Source organism: Aeromonas media, assembly GCF_000819985.1.
GTDB lineage: Bacteria > Pseudomonadota > Gammaproteobacteria > Enterobacterales > Aeromonadaceae > Aeromonas > Aeromonas media.
In genome coordinates, this window is the sequence record NZ_CDBZ01000068.1 from 33726 (window position 1) to 52297 (window position 18572).

The 18572-nt window shown below is 62.6% G+C and carries 17 protein-coding genes and 1 pseudogene; 2 read left to right on the top strand and 16 right to left on the bottom strand.

The annotated features are described in order from the left end of the window. Positions 1 to 412: 412 nt before the first annotated feature. A complete protein-coding gene (locus BN1127_RS05305; protein ID WP_042648765.1) occupies positions 413 to 1429 on the bottom strand; it encodes a zinc-binding alcohol dehydrogenase family protein in 1017 nt (338 codons plus the stop codon). Positions 1430 to 1529: 100 nt separating this feature from the next. Here BN1127_RS05305 and BN1127_RS05310 point away from each other — a divergent pair, with 100 nt between their 5' ends. Next, positions 1530 to 2402, top strand: coding sequence for a LysR family transcriptional regulator (locus BN1127_RS05310; RefSeq protein ID WP_042648766.1), 873 nt, complete (start codon positions 1530 to 1532; stop codon positions 2400 to 2402). Here BN1127_RS05310 and BN1127_RS05315 read toward each other — a convergent pair whose 3' ends face one another. The 13 genes and pseudogenes from BN1127_RS05315 to torC form a co-directional block, all read right to left on the bottom strand. Further along, positions 2403 to 3827, bottom strand: coding sequence for a PTS transporter subunit EIIC (locus BN1127_RS05315; RefSeq protein ID WP_042648767.1), 1425 nt, complete (start codon positions 3825 to 3827; stop codon positions 2403 to 2405). An 88-nt stretch (positions 3828 to 3915) separates the two neighbouring features. Further along, positions 3916 to 5373 carry a sodium/pantothenate symporter gene (panF, locus tag BN1127_RS05320; protein ID WP_042648768.1) on the bottom strand — a complete coding sequence of 486 codons (1458 nt, stop codon included), beginning with the start codon at positions 5371 to 5373 and terminating at the stop codon, positions 3916 to 3918. 68 nt (positions 5374 to 5441) lie between these two features. Then, positions 5442 to 5690 (bottom strand): YhdT family protein, encoded by a 249-nt coding sequence (locus tag BN1127_RS05325; RefSeq protein WP_005326553.1) that lies wholly within the window; start codon positions 5688 to 5690, stop codon positions 5442 to 5444. A 114-nt stretch (positions 5691 to 5804) separates the two neighbouring features. Next, positions 5805 to 7145 carry an acetyl-CoA carboxylase biotin carboxylase subunit gene (accC, locus tag BN1127_RS05330; protein WP_005326556.1) on the bottom strand — a complete coding sequence of 447 codons (1341 nt, stop codon included), beginning with the start codon at positions 7143 to 7145 and terminating at the stop codon, positions 5805 to 5807. 15 nt (positions 7146 to 7160) lie between these two features. Then, a complete protein-coding gene (gene accB / locus BN1127_RS05335; RefSeq protein WP_005326559.1) occupies positions 7161 to 7622 on the bottom strand; it encodes an acetyl-CoA carboxylase biotin carboxyl carrier protein in 462 nt (153 codons plus the stop codon). A 36-nt stretch (positions 7623 to 7658) separates the two neighbouring features. After that, positions 7659 to 8108 carry a type II 3-dehydroquinate dehydratase gene (gene aroQ, locus BN1127_RS05340; RefSeq protein WP_005326561.1) on the bottom strand — a complete coding sequence of 150 codons (450 nt, stop codon included), beginning with the start codon at positions 8106 to 8108 and terminating at the stop codon, positions 7659 to 7661. 283 nt (positions 8109 to 8391) lie between these two features. Further along, positions 8392 to 10338, bottom strand: coding sequence for an acetate--CoA ligase (gene acs / locus BN1127_RS05345; protein ID WP_042648769.1), 1947 nt, complete (start codon positions 10336 to 10338; stop codon positions 8392 to 8394). A gap of 196 nt (positions 10339 to 10534) precedes the next feature. After that, positions 10535 to 10870: pseudogene (locus BN1127_RS05350) on the bottom strand (EAL domain-containing protein); the annotation flags it as partial. Continuing rightward, positions 10804 to 11211: a PAS domain-containing protein gene (locus BN1127_RS21160; protein WP_082029975.1), complete on the bottom strand. Its 408-nt coding sequence runs from the start codon at positions 11209 to 11211 to the stop codon at positions 10804 to 10806. The pseudogene BN1127_RS05350 and the gene BN1127_RS21160, both read right to left, overlap by 67 nt. Positions 11212 to 11284: 73 nt before the next feature. Continuing rightward, a complete protein-coding gene (locus BN1127_RS05360; protein WP_042648772.1) occupies positions 11285 to 11653 on the bottom strand; it encodes a hypothetical protein in 369 nt (122 codons plus the stop codon). A 7-nt stretch (positions 11654 to 11660) separates the two neighbouring features. Then, a complete protein-coding gene (gene torD, locus BN1127_RS05365) occupies positions 11661 to 12329 on the bottom strand; it encodes a molecular chaperone TorD (RefSeq protein WP_042648773.1) in 669 nt (222 codons plus the stop codon). 99 nt (positions 12330 to 12428) lie between these two features. Next, positions 12429 to 14921, bottom strand: a complete 2493-nt coding sequence (gene torA, locus BN1127_RS05370) for a trimethylamine-N-oxide reductase TorA (protein WP_042648774.1) — start codon at positions 14919 to 14921, stop codon at positions 12429 to 12431. A 40-nt stretch (positions 14922 to 14961) separates the two neighbouring features. Further along, positions 14962 to 16128: a pentaheme c-type cytochrome TorC gene (gene torC, locus BN1127_RS05375; RefSeq protein ID WP_082029976.1), complete on the bottom strand. Its 1167-nt coding sequence runs from the start codon at positions 16126 to 16128 to the stop codon at positions 14962 to 14964. 145 nt (positions 16129 to 16273) lie between these two features. Here torC and torR point away from each other — a divergent pair, with 145 nt between their 5' ends. Then, complete coding sequence (gene torR, locus BN1127_RS05380) at positions 16274 to 16987, top strand: two-component system response regulator TorR (protein WP_042648776.1); 714 nt, start codon at positions 16274 to 16276, stop codon at positions 16985 to 16987. Between the two features lie 36 nt (positions 16988 to 17023). Here torR and BN1127_RS05385 read toward each other — a convergent pair whose 3' ends face one another. Both BN1127_RS05385 and torT read right to left on the bottom strand, forming a co-directional pair. Then, positions 17024 to 17428, bottom strand: a complete 405-nt coding sequence (locus BN1127_RS05385; protein WP_005338893.1) for a GFA family protein — start codon at positions 17426 to 17428, stop codon at positions 17024 to 17026. Positions 17429 to 17481: 53 nt separating this feature from the next. After that, positions 17482 to 18540: a TMAO reductase system periplasmic protein TorT gene (torT, locus tag BN1127_RS05390; protein ID WP_042648777.1), complete on the bottom strand. Its 1059-nt coding sequence runs from the start codon at positions 18538 to 18540 to the stop codon at positions 17482 to 17484. Positions 18541 to 18572: the final 32 nt, after the last annotated feature.

Here is an 18572-nt window from a genome sequence, read left to right on the forward strand (position 1 = left end):
GTATTCCTTACTGGGTGACGGGAAGCAACTTGTTCCCGCTGAATGCTTTGCTCTATGAAGTTCCGTCATCTTTTTCAGCCACCTTCGGGTGGCTTTTTTTATGCCGGTGCGCTGAAAAACGGTCATTTTGCGGATAAAAGCAGACATTGGCACGCAATCTGCAAAGTTCCACATGTCCTGCATAAGGATATGTGTGTGATTGTTACCCCAACGTTCAGGTTTTAAGGGCCATCCCGGCGGGATGGCCTCTTTTTATGGTTTTTTCGGGGGAAGGGCCCGTCAGGGGCACAGATCGGCCGTGGGGCTGTGCACTCTTGGGGCTTGTCACTGGTGATTTCACCCCATGATGGTGCATTTTTTACCTATAAGGGAATAGGTCGCATGGCTGTGGGGATCCCTGGCTGCAAGGACCTCAGCTGGCAAAGCTGCTCATGTCGATCACCAGCTTGCCCACCATACGGCCCGCCTCCAGCTCGCTATGGGCCTGTGCCAGGCTGGTCGGAGTCAGTTCGGGCAGGGTGCGAGTGAGCGTGCTCTTGAGCACCCCTTGGTCCAGCAGGGCGGCGACCCGGCCGAGCAGCTTGTGCTGCTCGATCATGTCCGGGGTCTGGAACAGGGAGCGGGTAAACATGAACTCCTGGCTGAAGGTGACGCTCTTGGCCTTGAGCAGGCTCAGATCCCAGGGCTCGCTGGATTCGGCAATGGTGCAGATGTGACCGAAGGGGCGAATGAGGCTCGCCATGGCGGCCCAGTGCTGCTCGGTGGCATTGGTGCAGAAGATGGCATCGAGCTGGCTGATGCCAAGGCCGGCCAGCTCTTCCTGCAGGTTGTGATGACTCACTACCTGGTGGGCGCCCATGGCCAGGCACCAGTCACGGGTTTCAGGTCGGGAGGCGGTGGCGATCACCTCCATCCCGGTGAGCTGACGGGCCAGCTGGATGGCGATGGAGCCGACGCCGCCGGCGCCACCTATGACAAGCAGTCGCCCGGTACTTTCGCGGTTGAGGCCGATGCGCTCGAACAGGGTTTCCCAGGCGGTGATGGCGGTCAGGGGCAGGGCGGCGGCTTCCAGGTCGCTCAGGGTCTTGGGGGCGAGGGCGGCGATGCGCTCATCCACCCGTTGTAGGGCGCTGTTGCTGCCGGGGCGGCTGATGTCGCCGGCATACCAGACGCGGTCGCCCGCCTTGAACAGGGTTACCTCGTGGCCGACCGCCACAACCTCTCCGACCGCATCCCAGCCCAGCACGCGGGGCGTCGCCTCCACCTTGGCCTTGGGGGCGCGCACCTTGGTGTCCACCGGGTTGACCGAGGTTGCCGTTACTTTCACCAGCAGATCCCGTGGGCCCGGGGTGGGATCCGGCAGTTCGGTCTCGATGAAGCAGTGGGGGTGATCGCTTGGCAGATAATGGGTGAGGGCAATGGCTTTCATGGCAGTTCCTTTCAAATCGGTATGAGTGGGATTGCCAGCGAGTCTAGTCTGGTTGATTATTTCGATTAAGATGGGTAATCGGGACAGACTGTTTGTATATATGAACAATGTCGAACTGGAGTTGATGGGGCTGTTCGCCACCGTGGTGGAGCAGGGCAGTTTTACCGGGGCGGCCGAGGTGCTTGGCATGCCCAAGTCCTCGGTGAGCCAGAAGATCTCACGCCTCGAGTCACGGCTCGGGGTGCGACTATTGCAGCGCACCACCCGCAGGCTCAGCCTGACCCCCCAGGGGGAGGTCTATGTGGAGCATTGCCAGGCCCTGCTGGCCCTGGCGAGAAGCGCCAATCTGGCCATGGCCAGGCTGCGCTCGGCCCCTGCGGGTCGGGTGCGGATCACCGCGCCCGAGGCGACCGGCACCCTGCTGCTTGGCCGGATTATGGCCGAGTTTCGTGCCCTCTATCCCGAGGTGGTGCTGGAGCTGACCTTGAGCGACGAGCAGCTGGATCTGGTGGGGGAGGGCTACGATCTGGCGCTGCGGGCGGCGCCGCTCAAAGATTCGAGCCTCATCTGCCGGCGCATCGGCCAGGTGGCGCGCCATCTGGTGGCGGCCCCGGGTTATCTGGCGAGCCAGGGCACGCCGCAGCAACTGACTGAGCTGGGGGGGCATGCCTGCCTGGTGCACACGTCGCTGCCGGTGTGGCCGTTGCTGGAGGGGGGCTGGCGGCCGCAAGGAGCCTGCATCAGCAACAGCCTGCTGGCGCTGAGGGAGCTGGCACTGCACGAAGGGGGGATAGCCCTGTTGCCGGATCATGTCTGCCGAGACGATCTGGCGGCGGGGCGCCTGCTGAAGGTGCTGCCGGATCACCCCATACCCCCCAATCCCTTCTATCTCATCTACCCGAGCCGCGAGCATCTGGCACCCGCCCTGCGCAGCCTGATGGACTTCGTCGCCGAGCGCTTGCCATTCGCCTGATCAGCGGTGCTGGCTGAGGGGGGCCTGACCGGGTTCGAGACCGAGCGGCACCGACTGTCGCTCTGCCAGCATGCGGATCTGCCCCTCGATGAGACCGGCGTTGGGGCCCAGCACCAACACCAGCTGATGCTCGTTGAGCTGGATCCAGGAGAGGCAGCCGAGCCTGGCCAGACGGGACTGATCCACCAGCGCCATCTCCCGCACCCGCAGGCTGAGGCGCGTCAGGCAGACGCTCATGGCCTGCAGGTTGTCCATGCCTCCCAGCATCTTGAGGTACTGGATGGCCAGCATCTGGGGATCCGTGGGGGCCACGGTCGCGAGCTGGGGCAGCTCCTCGGCGATGGGCTTGCTCGGCAGGCTGAGGGGGGCGTACTCAAGCAGCCGGGAGAAGACCAGGGCATAGATGACGAAGAACAGGATGCCGAGGGGAATGAGCCAGAAACTGTGTTCACCTGAGCCGTAGCTGAGCACCAGATCCAGCAGCCCGGCGGAGAAGTAACTGCCCACCTGGATGCCGAGCCCGCTGCAGATGGCGAGCGACAACCCGGTCAGCAGGGCATGGGCCAGGAACAGCCAGGGGGCGGTGAAGGCGAACAGGAATTCGATGGGTTCGGTGATCCCCACCAGGGCCGAGGTGAGCGCCAGGGTGAGCAGCAAGCCCCCCTGCGGCAGGCGCCGCATCCGCTGGCGATGGAGCCAGATGGCAAAACAGGCGCCGGGCAGGCCGAACATTATGACCGGATAGAGACCCGCCACATAGCCCTCGTGCAGCGGCTGGGCGGCGGAGAGCGCCTGCAGGTTGCTCTCCCCCAGACCCATGAGGCTGCCCAGCACCTGGTGAAGGCCGAGGGGGATCAGCAGCCGGTTCAGCACGCCGTAGCAGAAGGCGCCAAACGGCGTGGTGAGCAGGTCGGAGGCGAGCAGTGTGATGCCTTGCTCCAGCAGCGGCCAGAGCAGGGCCAGGGGCACGACCAGCAGCAGGCTGGCCAGGGCCGAGAGCAGCAGGCCGGGCAGCTCTTCTTGCAGCGGTCGCAGCCAGCCGGGGAGGGAGAGGCTGCGGGTCCAGGAGCAGACCATGGCGGTGGTCAGGCCCGCCAGCAGGCCGCAGATCATGTCCGCATGCAGGCCGGGCTGCAGGGTGGCGAGCGCCGAGCTCAGCAGCAGGAAGTTGACCGCGCCGGCCAGGGCCTGCGCCCCTTGCCCCTGTCGGCTCAGCCCGAAGGCGATGGCCACCGCATAGATGAGCGGCATCTGGCTGAAGAGGGCGCGTCCGGCCAGGGAGAGCACCGCCAGATCCAGTACGTCCGGCTGGCCGAGCCGATAGAGCAGGGCCGCTAGCGGCAGGATGGAGACGGGCAGCAACAGGGCATAACCGAGCCGTTGCAGGGACTGGGTCAGGATCTTTCTGGCGTTCTGAACTGGCATAAGGGCGCGGTATTTTGTGACGTGGCGCACATTTTACTCACTCGCACCCATTTGGGAATAGGTGCGAGTCCCTTTATTGGCCCCTTTCTTATTTCTGATCAAACAATCGGCGAACCGACTGATCCGGGGCCGGGGTCAGCAGGCTGACCAGGATGAAGGCCGCGAGGCCAAGCGCCAGGCTCGGTACTATGGCGTGCAGGCCGGCCAGCTTGATCCCCCACTGACTCAAGACCCCGTAGCAGACAATGCCTGACACCATGCTGGCCAGCGCCCCCGGGCCGTTGGCCCGGGACCAGTAGAGGCCGAGCACCAGGGGCCAGAGGAAGACCGCCTGCAGGCCGCCGAAGGCGAGCAGGTTGAGCCAGATGATCATCTCGGGGGGCTGCAGCGCCGCCAGCAGCACCAGGGTGCCGAGGATCAGGGTGCAGAGCAGGGAGAGCCTGGGAATGCGCACCTCCAGCTTTTCCTGCTTCGGATTGAGGTAGTTGAGGTAGAGATCCTTGACCAGGGTCGCCGAGGCCTGGATCAGCTGGGAGTCGATGGTGGACATGATGGCCGCCATGGGGGCCGCCAGGAAGACCCCGGCCAGCCAGGGGGGCAGCACCTCCATCATCAGGGAGGGCATGATCTTGTCCGGGCTGTCCATGCCGGGCAGGATAGCGCGACCCAGGGCGCCAGCGAGGTGCATGCCCAGCATCAGCAGGGCGCTGACCACGGTGCCGATGAGGATGCCTCTGTGCAGCGCCTTGCTGTCCCGGTAGCCGAAGCAGCGCAGGGCCGAGTGGGGCAGCCCCACCACACCGACGCAGACCAGGATCCAGAAGCTCAGTATGAAGGGCTGGGTCAGCATGTCACCGGCGCCGGTCGGGCTCACCAGCTTGGGATCTATCACCTTGAGCTGGTGGATGAGGTTCGGCAGGCCGTCACCGGCAATCAGTATCCCTGCCAGCAGGGCCCCTGTGCCGATCAGCATGATGATGCCCTGCAGGGCATCGGTCATCACCACGGCGCGAAAGCCGCCGATCACCGTGTAGAGCAGCACGCAGCTGGCAAACAGGAAGAGCCCCTGCTGGTAGCTGAGGCCGGTTGCCGTCTCCAGCAGGCGGGCGCCGCCGATGAACTGCACCACCATGGTGGCGATGAAGGCGAGGATGATGGTCACCGAGCCCAGCACCACCACCCACTTGCTGCGGTAGCGGGCCCACAGCATGTCGTTGATGGTCACCGCATTGACCCGGCGGGCGATGATGGCGAACTTCTTGCCAAGCACCCCCAGGGTGAGCCAGACGGTGGGTAGCTGGATCATCGCCAGCAGCACCCAGCCCAGGCCTATCTTGTAGGCGGCACCGGGCCCGCCGATGAAGGAAGACGCCGAGGTGTAAGTGGCTACCAGCGTCATGGCCAGCACCAGACCGCCCATGCTGCGGTTGCCGATGAAGTACTCCTGCACGAAGTCACCCCCGGCACGGTGGCGACCGGCCCAGAAGCCGACCCCGAGCACCAGCACCAGATAGACGAAGAGCGGCAGCATCAACTCAAGATTCATGGGGGGACTCCTGGGTGTCCAGCGGGGCGTCGGCAAACCGGGGATCCGTCATGGGTTCAGTACGCGGCTCAGGAGTCATGAGGAGGTTCCTCGGGGTCGAGAGGAATGTCGACGAACAGGCGATCCACCATGAGCGCGCAGAGGCCGATAAACAGCAGTGGCATCAGGATGCAGCTGAGCAGAAACCAGAGCGGCATATTCCAGAGCTCGAGCGTCTCGGGAACGAAGTACGCCGAGCCATACCAGGCAACGAAGTAAAGCAGGGTCAGCAGCAGGCAGAGGGCTGCTTCCCGACGGGCGAGCGCGAAACGATTCACCTTGGCCTCCGACAATTTTGAGGGGCGCAAGGATAACAAAAAAGGGCCATGTCGCCATGGCCCTTTTTTCGCTGTCGATCCCGAGGGACCGAACGCGCTCTGCTAAAGCGTCTTTTACAGACCCAACTTCTTGTGCAGGTAGTGGATGTTGGTGCCACCGTGCTGGAAGTTCTCGTCCTTCATGATCTCTTTTTGCAGGGCGATGTTGGTCTTGATCCCTTCCACCACCAGCTCGTCGAGAGAGTGACGCATGCGGGCGATGGCGATGTCACGGTTCTCGCCGTAACAGATCAGCTTGCCGATCATGGAGTCGTAGTAGGGCGGCACCTTGTAACCCGCATAGATGTGGGATTCCCAGCGCACGCCCAGACCGCCCGGCGCATGGAAGCGCTGGATGAGGCCAGGAGACGGCATGAAGGTGGCAGGGTCTTCGGCGTTGATCCGGCACTCGATGGCATGGCCACGGATGCGGATGTCCTGTTGGGTGATCGACAGGGGCTGACCGGCGGCGATGCGCAGCTGCTCCTTGATGAGATCCACACCGGTGACCATCTCGGTGACCGGGTGCTCGACCTGGATCCGGGTGTTCATCTCGATGAAGTAGAACTCGCCGTTCTCGTACAGGAACTCGAAGGTGCCCGCACCGCGGTAGCCGATTTCGAGACAGGCGCGCACGCAGCGCTCACCGATGAACTTGCGCATCTCTTCGGTGATGCCGGGGGCCGGCGCCTCTTCCACCACCTTCTGGTGACGGCGCTGCATGGAGCAGTCGCGCTCACCCAGGTAGAGGGCGGTACCCTGACCGTCAGCCAGCACCTGGATCTCGATGTGGCGCGGGTTCTCCAGGTATTTCTCCATGTAGACCATGTCGTTCTTGAAGAACTGGCCTGCTTCGGATTTGGTCAGGGCGATGGCGGCGGCCAGCTCTGATTCATTGCGCACCACGCGCATGCCACGACCACCACCGCCACCGGCGGCCTTGATGATCACGGGGTAGCCGATCCGCTTGGCAATGGTGGCGTTGCGCTTGGCATCGTTGTCCACCGGGCCGTCGGAGCCGGGTACGCAGGGGACGCCCGCCTTCTTCATCGCTTCGATGGCGGAGACCTTGTCACCCATGAGGCGAATGGTCTCGGCGCGCGGGCCGATGAAGATGAAGCCGGATTTCTCGACCACTTCGGCGAAGTCGGCGTTCTCGGAGAGGAAGCCGTAGCCCGGGTGGATGGCGACGGCACCGGTCACCTCGGCGGCGGCGATGATGGCCGGCACGTTGAGGTAGGACTCACCGCTGGCGGGTTTGCCGATACAGATGGTTTCGTCGGCCAGGAGCACATGTTTGAGCTCCCGATCGGCAGTGGAGTGAACGGCCACTGTCTTGATCCCGAGCTCTTTGCAGGCGCGCAGGATCCGCAGGGCAATTTCACCGCGGTTGGCGATGACTACTTTGTCCAACATGGGTGGCGTCTTCCCTTATTCGATGATGAACAGCGGCTCGTCAAATTCGACGGCCTGACCATTTTCAACCAGGATCGCTTTGATCACACCGGCCTTGTCAGACTCGATTTGGTTCATCATTTTCATGGCTTCGACGATGCACAGGGTATCGCCGACATTGACGTGCTGACCGACTTCCACGAACGGCTTGGCTTCCGGGCTGGAGGAGCGGTAGAAGGAGCCGACCATGGGGGAGCGCATCAGATGGCCACTCGGGGCGGCATCGGCAGCAGGGGCGGCGGCCTGGGCGGCAGCGGCGACCGGCGCGGCGGCATGTTGAACCTGCGCCGGCTGCATCATCATCTGCGGGGCAACGCTAACCTGGCCGGAGAAATTGCGGCTGATGCGAACGGACTCTTCCCCTTCGGAGATTTCCAGCTCGGCGATGCCGGACTCTTCAACCAGTTCAATCAGCTTCTTGATTTTGCGGATATCCATTAGCATTCTCTTTCTTCTTTATCTGATCAGTGATTATCAAGCCGCGCGCAACTGATGCACGGCCGCGGTTAAAGCGAATTGGTAGCCATCGGCACCCAGCCCACAAATGACCCCTTTGGCGACATCAGACAGATAGGAGTGATGGCGGAAGGGTTCCCTGGCATGAACGTTTGACAGGTGAACCTCGATAAAGGGGATGGCCACGCCCAGCAGGGCATCGCGCAGGGCGACGCTGGTGTGGGTGAAGGCGGCCGGGTTGATGATGATAAAATCCACCTGGCCCATGGCCTGATGGATGCGGCCGACCAACTCATGTTCGGCATTGGATTGCAGGTGTTCCAGGGTGACACCGAGTTCGTTGGCGTACTGGCTCAGATCGGCGACGATCTCATCGAGCGTCTTGCTGCCGTAGATGCCCGGCTCCCGCTTGCCCAGCAGATTCAGGTTAGGACCGTTGAGCAGGAGGATTCGGTGATGTTGCGACATATTGAGTACATCCTCGATGATTATGCTGCTATCTATCAGCTATCTGTGGACCACCAAAAATCTAGCCACTTTCTGCACAATTCGGTGTGCCCTGGCACACAGATTTCGCAATTATATTGATTTCGTGAAAATTAGCAGCATTTTACTGGTCTAATCTCTACATCTGGCCATTTATTGAGCATGTTGGCGCGCAGCGCCGCTCTGTCGCAGTGTCCGCCTCTTTGGGCTTTCCAGACACAACAAAGCCGGCACAAGGCCGGCTTTGTTGTGAGAGGGGAAGCACTCAGGCCGCTTCAGACTTCTCGCGGATAAGTTTGTCCACGACGCCCGGATCCGCCAGGGTGGAGATATCCCCCAGGCTGTCGGTCTCGCCGGTGGCGATCTTGCGCAGGATACGGCGCATGATCTTGCCGGAACGGGTCTTGGGCAGCCCCTCGGCCCAGTGGATCACGTCCGGGGTGGCGATGGCGCCGATCTCCTTGCGCACCCACTCCTTCACCTCTTTGTGCAGCTCGCGGCTCGGCTCCTCCCCGGCGATCAGGGTGACATAGGCGTAGATGCCCTGACCCTTGATCTCGTGGGGCACCCCCACCACCGCCGCCTCGGCGATCTTGGGATGGGAAACCAGGGCCGACTCGATCTCGGCGGTGCCCATGCGGTGGCCGGAGACGTTCAGTACATCATCCACCCGACCGGTGATCCAGTAGTAACCATCTTCGTCGCGACGGGCGCCGTCGCCGGTGAAGTAGCGGCCCGGGAAGGTGGAGAAGTAGGTCTGCTCGAAGCGCTCGTGATCGCCGAATACGGTGCGCATCTGGCCAGGCCAGGAGTCGGTGATCACCAGGTTGCCCTCGGTGGCGCCCTCCAGTGGCTCACCCAGGTTGTCTACCAGAGCAGGCTGCACCCCGAAGAAGGGACGGGTGGCGGAGCCGGGCTTGAGCGCGGTGACGCCGGGCAGCGGGCTTATCAGGATGCCGCCGGTCTCGGTCTGCCACCAGGTGTCGACGATGGGGCAGCGCTCGTCCCCTATGGTGCGGTAGTACCACTCCCAGGCTTCCGGGTTGATGGGTTCACCTACGGATCCCATGATGCGCAGGCTGGTGCGGGAGGTGCCTTCGACGGCCTCCTTGCCCTTGGCCATCAGGGCGCGGATGGCGGTGGGTGCGGTATAGAGGATGCTGACCTGGTGCTTGTCCACCACCTGGCTCATGCGGTTGGTGGCCGGGTAGTTTGGCACCCCTTCGAACATCAGGGTGGTGGCGCCGTTGGCGAGCGGCCCGTAGACCAGATAGGAGTGACCGGTGACCCAGCCCACATCGGCGGTACACCAGTAGATGTCCTCCTCGTGATAGTCGAACACGTACTTGAAGGTGAGGGCGGCATAGACCAGATAGCCGCCCGTGGTGTGCAGCACCCCCTTGGGCTTGCCGGTGGAGCCCGAGGTGTAGAGCACGAACAGGGGATCCTCGGCGCTCATGGCCTCGGGCGGGCAATCAGGGCTGGCGGCGGCGACGGCATCGTGCCACCAGATGTCCCTGTGGTCATGCCAGGCGACCTTGCCGCCGGTGCGCTTGAGCACGATGACCTTGTTGACCTTGGTATCCGGGTGGGTGAGCGCCTCGTCCACGTTCTTCTTGAGGGGAATGGGGCGGCCGCCGCGCAGGCCTTCATCGGCGGTGATGACGATGGATGAGCCCGAGTCGATGATACGACCCGAGAGGGCCTCCGGCGAGAAGCCGCCGAAGACGATGCTGTGCACGGCGCCGATGCGGGTACAGGCCAGCATGGCGATGGCCGCTTCCGGCACCATGGGCATGTAGAGACAGACCATGTCACCGCGCTTGACCCCCTGGGCTTTGAGCACGTTGGCAAACTTGCACACCTCGCCGTGCAGCTCGCGATAGGTCAGCTTGCGATCCTCGGCCGGGTTGTCCCCTTCCCAGATGATGGCGACCTTGTCGCCGCGTGTCGCCAGGTGGCGATCCAGGCAGTTGGCCGACACGTTGAGCAGGCCATCCTCATACCATTTGATGGAGACGTGGCCCGGATCGTAGGAGGTGTTCTTGACGCGGGTGTAGGGGGTCATCCAGTCGAGGATCTTACCCTGCTCACCCCAGAAGGCGTTCGGGTTCTGTACCGACGCCAGGTACATGGCTTCATAACCTTCCTTGTCCAGCAGGGCGTCGCTACCTATGTGGGCCTTGACCGGATAGACCTTGCTCTCGCTCATCTCTCACTCCTGTGAATACATTTTTGTAATGATTGAGTAACAACTTATACCTTTGGCACGGGAGGGCAATTAGACTTTTGGATAGCGACGAGCGAAGGAGGGGCGCCACTGAGCGCCCCTGACGGGAGCAAGATGAAGGGAGTAAACGAAAGGGAGCCTGGTGCTCCCTTCTTCATTGGATCCCTGTCGGCCACCGTCAGCGCTGGGGGGTGAGCATGGAGGTCATGCGGGGTTCGGACAGGGGGTGGCTGAACAGGTAGCCCTGGCCCTCCTCGCAGCGCAGAGACTGCAAGAACTGGCGCTGGGGCTGGGTCTCTATACCTTCCGCCGTGACCGCCATGCCGAGGCTGTCGGCCAGGCTGACGATGGTGCGGCACAGCTCCCGGCTGTGTTTGTCGTCGGGCAGAGCCTGCACGAAGGTTCTGTCTATCTTGATGCGATCGATGGGCAGGCTTTTGAGCAGGCTCAAGGAAGAGAAGCCGGTGCCGAAGTCGTCGATGGCGATTTGCACTCCCAGCGCCTCGGCCCGCCGGGGCGGGAGACATGGATACAGCCGAGATCCAGCTCGGCCCGGGGGGCGCCATTGAGCAACTGCTTGAGCTTGGGGAGCAGCATGGGGGCCTGGGTCGGGGTGATGTCAAACAGCGTCTTGCCGAGGTGATCCCCCTGCGCCAGACCGCTCAGCTCGGTGAAGATACCGTTGACGCCACGGCATCTGAAGTCACGATCGAAGACCCCAATCCCAAAGGGCGCCAGTTCGAACAGTTGTTGCCATTCATGAAGGGATAACGGGCCTGACAAATGCTGTGTCTGAACCGATTCGGGTAGCACTTTTTCCATGGAGGCTCCTGAATTGATTTCTTTGTCACTCATACGGCTGTGTCAGTATGGCAGGAAGTTTCAAGAGGGAGAGAATGTCAGGGAATGATGTTAAATCAAGGGGATGTCAGCCTTTCTGGCGACCAAATGCCTGAATGCCGCGCACAAATACCAGCCAGCCGAGCAGGTGGAATGGCAGCGCGAGCAGGTATAGAACCAGGAAGTGCGACTCGCTGCCACTGCTGTTGATGAAGCCTATCCAGGCTACCAGCAGGGTCAGCATGCCCGCTATCTGGAAGCGGCGGCGCAGCACCACCTCGACCCCGAGGTTGGCAAGGTAGAGGGTGAGCAGGATGCCGCCAAAGCCGGTGAGCTGGGCGCTGCCGTACAGCTCCCTGTCCGGGTTGAACAGCAGCGCGATCAGGGGAGTAATGCCCTGATCCAGCGGGATCAGGGCCAGCAGCCAGCATGCAATAAGAAGCAGGGCTGTCTTCATGCGAGGCTTAGTCGGCGGACTGCGCCGGTTTGACCAGAGAGAGGTAGTTGGCGTCCATCTTGAGGAATACCCCGAGCAGGCGGGCGCTGGCGCAGTAGAAGCCAAACCGGTCGGCGGCGCGACAGGCGCTTTCGAACTTGTCGAACCAGCCCAGCAGGTGGCCGTGCAGCAGCGCTTCCTGCTCGTCGAGCCAGCTTTCCCGCTCGGCCGCGCTCTTTGCTTCTGCGGCGCGAATGATGAGGTTGCCCATCAGATCCAGCTCGATGGCCAGGTGATCGGCAGGCTCTTTGTATTTATCGCTGACATTGATGCCGAGGCGATCGAGGCGGGCCTGCATCTCGGCCATGGGGGCCTGCATCAGCAGCTTGGCCTCGCCACGGTAGAGGGACTCGTAGGGCAGGGCGCCCTGCTTGGGATCCACCAGGAAGAGGCCGGCGAAGTCGGCGGCGAGCTCCAGCTGGCGATCGGTGCGAACCAGCAGGCGGGCGATGGCGTCATTGAGCTCGGCCACGGCCTCGCGCATGGGGTCCAGGGTGGAGAGGCTCTTCAGGAAGCTTCGCACATCATAGGTGTCATATTCGGCGATCTGCTCATCACTGAGTTCGGCGGCGAACAGGGTGGCGAACCACCAGTAAAGCTCGGCCCGGCGTTCGCTGGTAGCCATAAATTCCTGCATTTATCCTCCGTGGATGACAATCGGGAGCCTTGATGGCTCCCGATTCTAACGACTTTAAAAATAAAGGAAACTCAAGGGGGCGCTTTCGTCCTCCCGGGGTCAGAGCGCCGGGAACATGGGGTCGATGCCCTTGACCGATTCCGGCGCGCCGAAGGCAGTGACAGCCGGTGCCTGCCCGCGGAACTTCTCGATCTCCACCAGCGCGGTATGGGCCGTGGTGGCCTGCGCCAGGCTGGAGGAGCCGATATCGGCGGTCAGTACGTTGGGGTCTCCGTAGGTACAAAGGGTACCGACCTTGCCGCCCTCCTGCGGGCCATACCAGGCCCCTTCCTGAATGCGCACCACGCCGCGGGCGTAGTCATCGCTCACCACCAGCCCGGCCAGCACCTGACCGCGGCTGTTGAACACCCGCACCAGATCGCCGTCCTTGAGGCCACGGGAGTTGGCATCCTGCGGATTCATATAGACAGGCTCGCGACCCTGCACCGTGTAAGTGGCGCGGTAGTTGTCGGAGGAGCAGAGCTGGCTGTGCAGCCGCTTGTCCGGGTGGCAGGATTGCAGGTGCAGTGGGTACTGCTTGCTGCCCGGCCCGCCGTGCGAGCGCTCGTAGGGCTCGATCCAGACCGGGTGGCCCGGGCAGTCCCCATAGCCGTAGTCGGCGATGGTCTTGGAGTAGATCTCGATGAGGCCGGACGGGGTACCCAGTGGTTCCAGATCCGGCTCCTGACGGAACGACTCGTGGCGCACCCAGGGTTGGCCCGCCGGGAAGGTGACGAAGCCTTCGCCGTGCCAGAACTGGCTGAAACGGGGCAGACGAATGCCGATGCCGCGGCCCTGCAGGCGGGCGTCGTCATAGATGCTCTGGATCCACTCCAGCTTGCTCTTGCCACCGGTGAACTCGGCCTCGCGACCGAAGCGACGGCAGAGATCGGCGAAGATGTCGTAGTCATCGCGCGCCTCGAACAGCGGCTCCACCACCTTGTACATGGCCAGAATGCCCGCGTTGGAGTGGGAGCCCCACTGCTCTATGTCGTCCCGTTCATAGGTGGTGGTGGCGGGCAGCACGATATCGGCGAAACGGCAGCTGGCGGTCCACTGGTGATCGATGCTGACCACGGTTTCCAGCTTGCGCCAGGCCGAGACCATCTTGTTGCGATCCTGCTGGTGGTGGAACGGGTTGTTGCCGCAGAACACCGCCATCTTCATGTGGGGGTAGGTGATTGTCTGGCCGTTGAAGGCGATCTGCTTGCCCGGATTGAGGATGCAGTCGACGAAGCGGGCCACAGGAATGTATTTGGAGTAGCCCTTCCAGTCGCCGTCATGAAGCGGCTTGACCCCGGGAATGACCGAGCTGAAACCGGACATGATGGGGCCGCTGGAGGTGATGGTACCCGCGCCGTTGTAGTGCCAGCCAAAGCCGTAACCGCCCCCCGGCAGGCCGATCTGGCCAATCATCGAGGCCAGTACCACCAGCATCCAGGCGTACTGTTCGCCGTGGTGCATACGCTGCACGCTCCAGCCGCCGATAAGCTGGGTGCGGCCGCTGCTCATGGCGCGGGCCAGCTCGCGGATGGTCTCGGCTGGTACGCCACAGATGGCGGCGGCCCACTCCGCATCCTTCACCTGACCATCGCTGGTGCCCAGCAGGTAGGGCAGGAACTTGTCAAAGCCGGTGGTGTAGTTCTTCAGGAACGCCTCATCGTGGCGCTTCTCGCTGTAGAGGGTGTGGGCGATGCCCAGCATCAGCGGCACGTCGGTCTGCGGATTCAGGGTCACCTGATCGCAGTTGAGGTATTTCTGGGTCTTGGATTTGACCGGATCGACGCTGATGACCCGGATCTCGCCCTTGGCCACCTTCTCTTTCAGCTGCGCCCAGTAGTCGTAGACGCTGTGATCCGGCACCAGCCAGCCCACCTGCAGGTTCTTGATGGGATCGGAGCCCCAGATGACGATGGTCTTGCTGTGCTCCAGCACCAGCGGCCAGGAGGTCTGCTGCTCGTACACCTCCATAGCCCCCGCTACATGGGGCAGGATCACCTGGGCGGCGCCGGTGGAGTAGTCACCGGCCTTGGCCAGATAGGTGCCGTGCAGGTTCATGGCGCGGCCAAGCATGGCGCCAGCTGAGTGCAGCTTGCCCACCGACTGCCAGCCGGAGTGACCGGCATAGAGGGCGCTCGGGCCATAGGTTTTCTGCACCCGTTCCAGCTCGTGATAGAAGAAGTCCAGCGCCTGGGACCAGGTCACCCGCACGAAGCGGTTCTGGCCACGCTCGCTGGTGTCGGACTGGTGGCCCTTGCGCAGCCAGTCCAGTCGCACCATGGGGTAGCGGATGCGGGAGGGGTTGTAGACCACCTCACTCAAGGCCTTGAGCATCTCGGTGGGGTGTTTGTCGTGCTCGAACGGCAGGGTCTCGACCCAGCGACCATCGACCACCCGGGCACGGAAGGCTCCCCAGTGGGAACCGGACTGCACCAGCTTGTCGCCGGACTCGGCGGCCATCACGGCGCGACCGAGCAGGGAGGGGCCGATCAGGGCAGAGGCACCGCTGGCCAGCAAGCCACCCAGAAAACCACGACGGGAAATGTTGATCATCTTGTTATTCCTCTCTCGGATCCGGAACTCGAATCCGGAATTAGTGGCTGCCCTGACCACCGGTATCGGCGGCATGGTTTTGCAGGTATTTGAGCAGGGTACGCTCCTCTTCCTTGCTCAGGCGGTAGTAGGCAGACATTGCCTTGAGCCCGGAGATCCAGCCATTGGCGGTGAAGTGAGCGGGATCTGGTGCGCCGTGGCAGGAGTTGCAGGTGGATTTGTACATCTCGCCGGCGTAATCCCAGATCGGCTTGAGCGAGGATTCAAAGCCCTTGCCATCGACCCAGGCCTGTACCTGAACCTGTTCCCACTTGATATGGGTGGCGCTGTCGGTCTCCTGCTTGAGCACTGTCTCGCTCGCTTTCAGCTCGTCACGGACGGTGGCGACAAAGACCCGCTTGCCCATGTATTCGCTCAGTACCCGGCCCTTGCCGTCGCTCTCGCGCCACCCTTCGATGGTCACCTTGAGGCGATCGCCGCTGCGGGCCACTACTTCGATGCGGGAGGCGGGCAGCAGCTTGCCGACCGGGTCGGTGCTCTGTTCGCTGGCATAGAGATCTTTTTCACCCAGGTTGTAGAGGGTCTCGGCGGCTGGAGCCTCTTGCGCGTCGTTGACCAGGGTGGCGTAAGTGGCCCGGAAGCCCCCCGCCATGTTGGGCAGCTCGTGGGCGATGCCCTTGTGGCACTCGATGCAGTTCATGTTCTTCGCCGCCGCATCTTTCATCGCCAGCGCTGCCGCCGGGGACTGCTTGGCGTGATCCATGTTGTCGTAGCTGTGGCAGGACTTGCAGGTCTTGGAGTTCTGGCTGCTCATCCGCGCCCACACCTTCTCGGCCAGATGCAGGCGCCTGTCCTCGAACGTCTCCTGGGTGTCGATGCTGTGGCCTATGTACTCCTGATAGAGGTCGTTGGCCGCCTCCATCTTGCGGGCCACCTTGCCGACAAAATCCTTCGGCTGGTGACAGTCGGTGCAGACCGCCTGTACCCCGGAGGCATTCTTGAAGTGGATGGACTCCTTGTACTCCGGATAGACGGTGTCTTTCATGGAGTGGCAGGAGATGCAGAATTCGAGGCTGCTGGTTTTCTCAAAGCCATAGTGCAGGCCGACGGTGCCCGCGAGGGTGACGCCGACGCCGACCAGAAGCAGCGCCAGTACCGACCAGCGGCGGCTGGGGGTGCGCAGGAAGTGCCACAGTTTTTTCATCATGCTCTCTCACATCACTTTTTTGATGGGAGCCATGATAGGGAGGCGTTGTGAACAGGGCTGCCGCCACAAATTAATGAAATAGGGGTATTTATGACAAAATGTGAATAGAATAATCCTCCCTTGTCGACCATCGTGAACCCTGCCCATGCGCTACCACATTCTGGTTGTTGAAGATGATGCGGTGACCCGCGAGAAGCTGACCGGCTATTTCGAGCGGGAGGGCTATCGGGTGACGGCGGTCGAAAACGGTCAGGAGATGCGCGCCGTGCTGGCGGAACAGACGGTCGATCTGGTGATGCTGGATATCAACCTGCCGGGGGAAGATGGTCTGCTATTGACCCGTGAACTGCGGGCTCGCAGCACGGTGGGGATCATTCTGGTCACCGGCCGCAGTGATGCGGTGGACAGGATTGTCGGCCTCGAGATGGGGGCCGACGACTATGTCACCAAGCCGTTCGAGCTGCGGGAGTTGCTGGTGCGGGTCAAGAATCTGCTGTGGCGGATCTCGCTGGCGACCGCCGCGCCGAGCGAGCCTGCGGTCGTTGACGATGCGGTGCGCTTTGGCCCCTGGCGTTTTGACATTCCTCGCCGCCAGCTCAGCAAGGACGGAGTGCCGGTGCGCCTGACCAAGGCGGAATATGAAGTGCTGGTGGCCTTTGTCGCCCATGCCGGGCGGGTGCTCAGTCGGGAGCGGATCCTGACCCTTATCAGCCATCGCGGCGATGGCCCGAGCGATCGCACCATAGATGTGTTGATCCGGCGGCTGCGCGGCAAGATGGAGCCGGATCCGCGGGATCCCCACCTGTTTGTCACCGTTCATGGTGAAGGCTATCTGTTTGCTGGCGAGATAGCCTCCTGACTCCGTTGCGGTGGCCTTGACCTGTTTGACCGGGTATCAGACCGGCGGGCGGGTATCAAATTGCGGGCAGTCGTCGCCAATCTGGTGCCAAGGTGCCTTGGAGCCGACAAAGATGTGAAACGCGGGCCGCTGGCTTGGCACATCGTCCAGCACCCCGAGGCGCAGGTTGATCTTGCCGCTGCTGCTCTTCTGGCTGAACAGGCTGGAGCCGCAGTGACGACAGAAAGCCAGGGTGGTCTCTGCCGATTTCCGGTAGCGGCCGATGGCCTCTTCTCCCTTTACGATGGTGACCTTGTTGCCATCCAGTCCGCCGACCGAGGCGTAATCTCCCCCTGAAAACTTGCGGCATTCGCTGCAGTGGCAGTTACCCATATAGTCGAACTGATCCGGCAGGGTCAGGGCAACGGCGCCGCACAGGCAGCTGGCATGTAACTCTTTCATCTCTTCTCCTTGAGTGTGCTAATCGGATTTGGGACGGTGATTCGACTCGCCCGCTATTCGACCCGATAGACGGGACGAAAAGCGCCATCCGAGAGGGAATCGGCGGGGTCGGCCAGTGGCGCAGACAGCGTCAGAATGGGTGGTCCCATCACCCGCGGGCACTGCTCGGCACTGGCATCAGGGTGTTGCAGCAGACAGACCGCCTGCGCGACCGCAAGGCGCCCCTGCAGCCGCATCTGATCGCTGTTGGCGGCCAGGATCTTGCCCCGGCGCAAGCCCCGCTGTACCCCGTGGCTGAAGTAGGTGCTCAGCACCAGGGGCCTGTCGAGATGGCGCTGTGACAGTTCGTTGACCGCCACTTCGGCGGCGATGGCGCCCCCTACCAGATAGTCGAGATCCGGATAGCGGGTCAGGGTGTGCTGCACCAGCGTACGCTGGATTTCCCGGCTGTTGTCGCCGCGCTCGGTGGTGACCAGCTTGATGGCGCTCCCCTTGATGGCATCGGCAAAGCCCGGCTCCACGAAGTTGTTGCCGCCGCTCGCCTGCGGGCCGGGGAAGAGGGCAACCGAGACCGGCTTGCTGCCGGCGGGGTGGCGCTGCGCCAGCCAGTGGCCAATCTGCCAGCCCATCTGGTACCAGGAGACCCCCACCTTGGCCTGCACCAGACCGCTGGGCAGATCGTTGACCAGACCAAAGAGCGGCAGCGGCGTGGCCTTGATGGCCTCGCGCAAGCCCTGATAGCTCACCGCGCCGAGCAAGATGGCGTCGCTCCCTTCCTGCACGCAGCGCTGCAACTGCTGGCGCTGCTCGGCGAGGGCGCCATAGCCCCCCGCTTCGTGGATCTGCAACTTGACTCCCAGCCGCTTCGCCTCGTCCACCATGCCCTGATTGACCGACAGCCAATAGGCGTCGCGCAGATGGGGGTAGAGGGCACAGAGGGTCAGCGGTTTGGTTGTGGCAGCGGGCTCCGGCCACTGCTGGCGCACCGGCTGGCCGCTGAATTCGCCGCCGGGCCAGAGATCGACCGCAAATGCGAGGGCGGTGCGAGGCAGCGTGAGCAACCACATAAGCAACCAGATCAGCAACAACGGGGAGAGATAGACGCTTCGCATGGCCAGGGGTTTTGTTAAAGTGTTGGGCCATA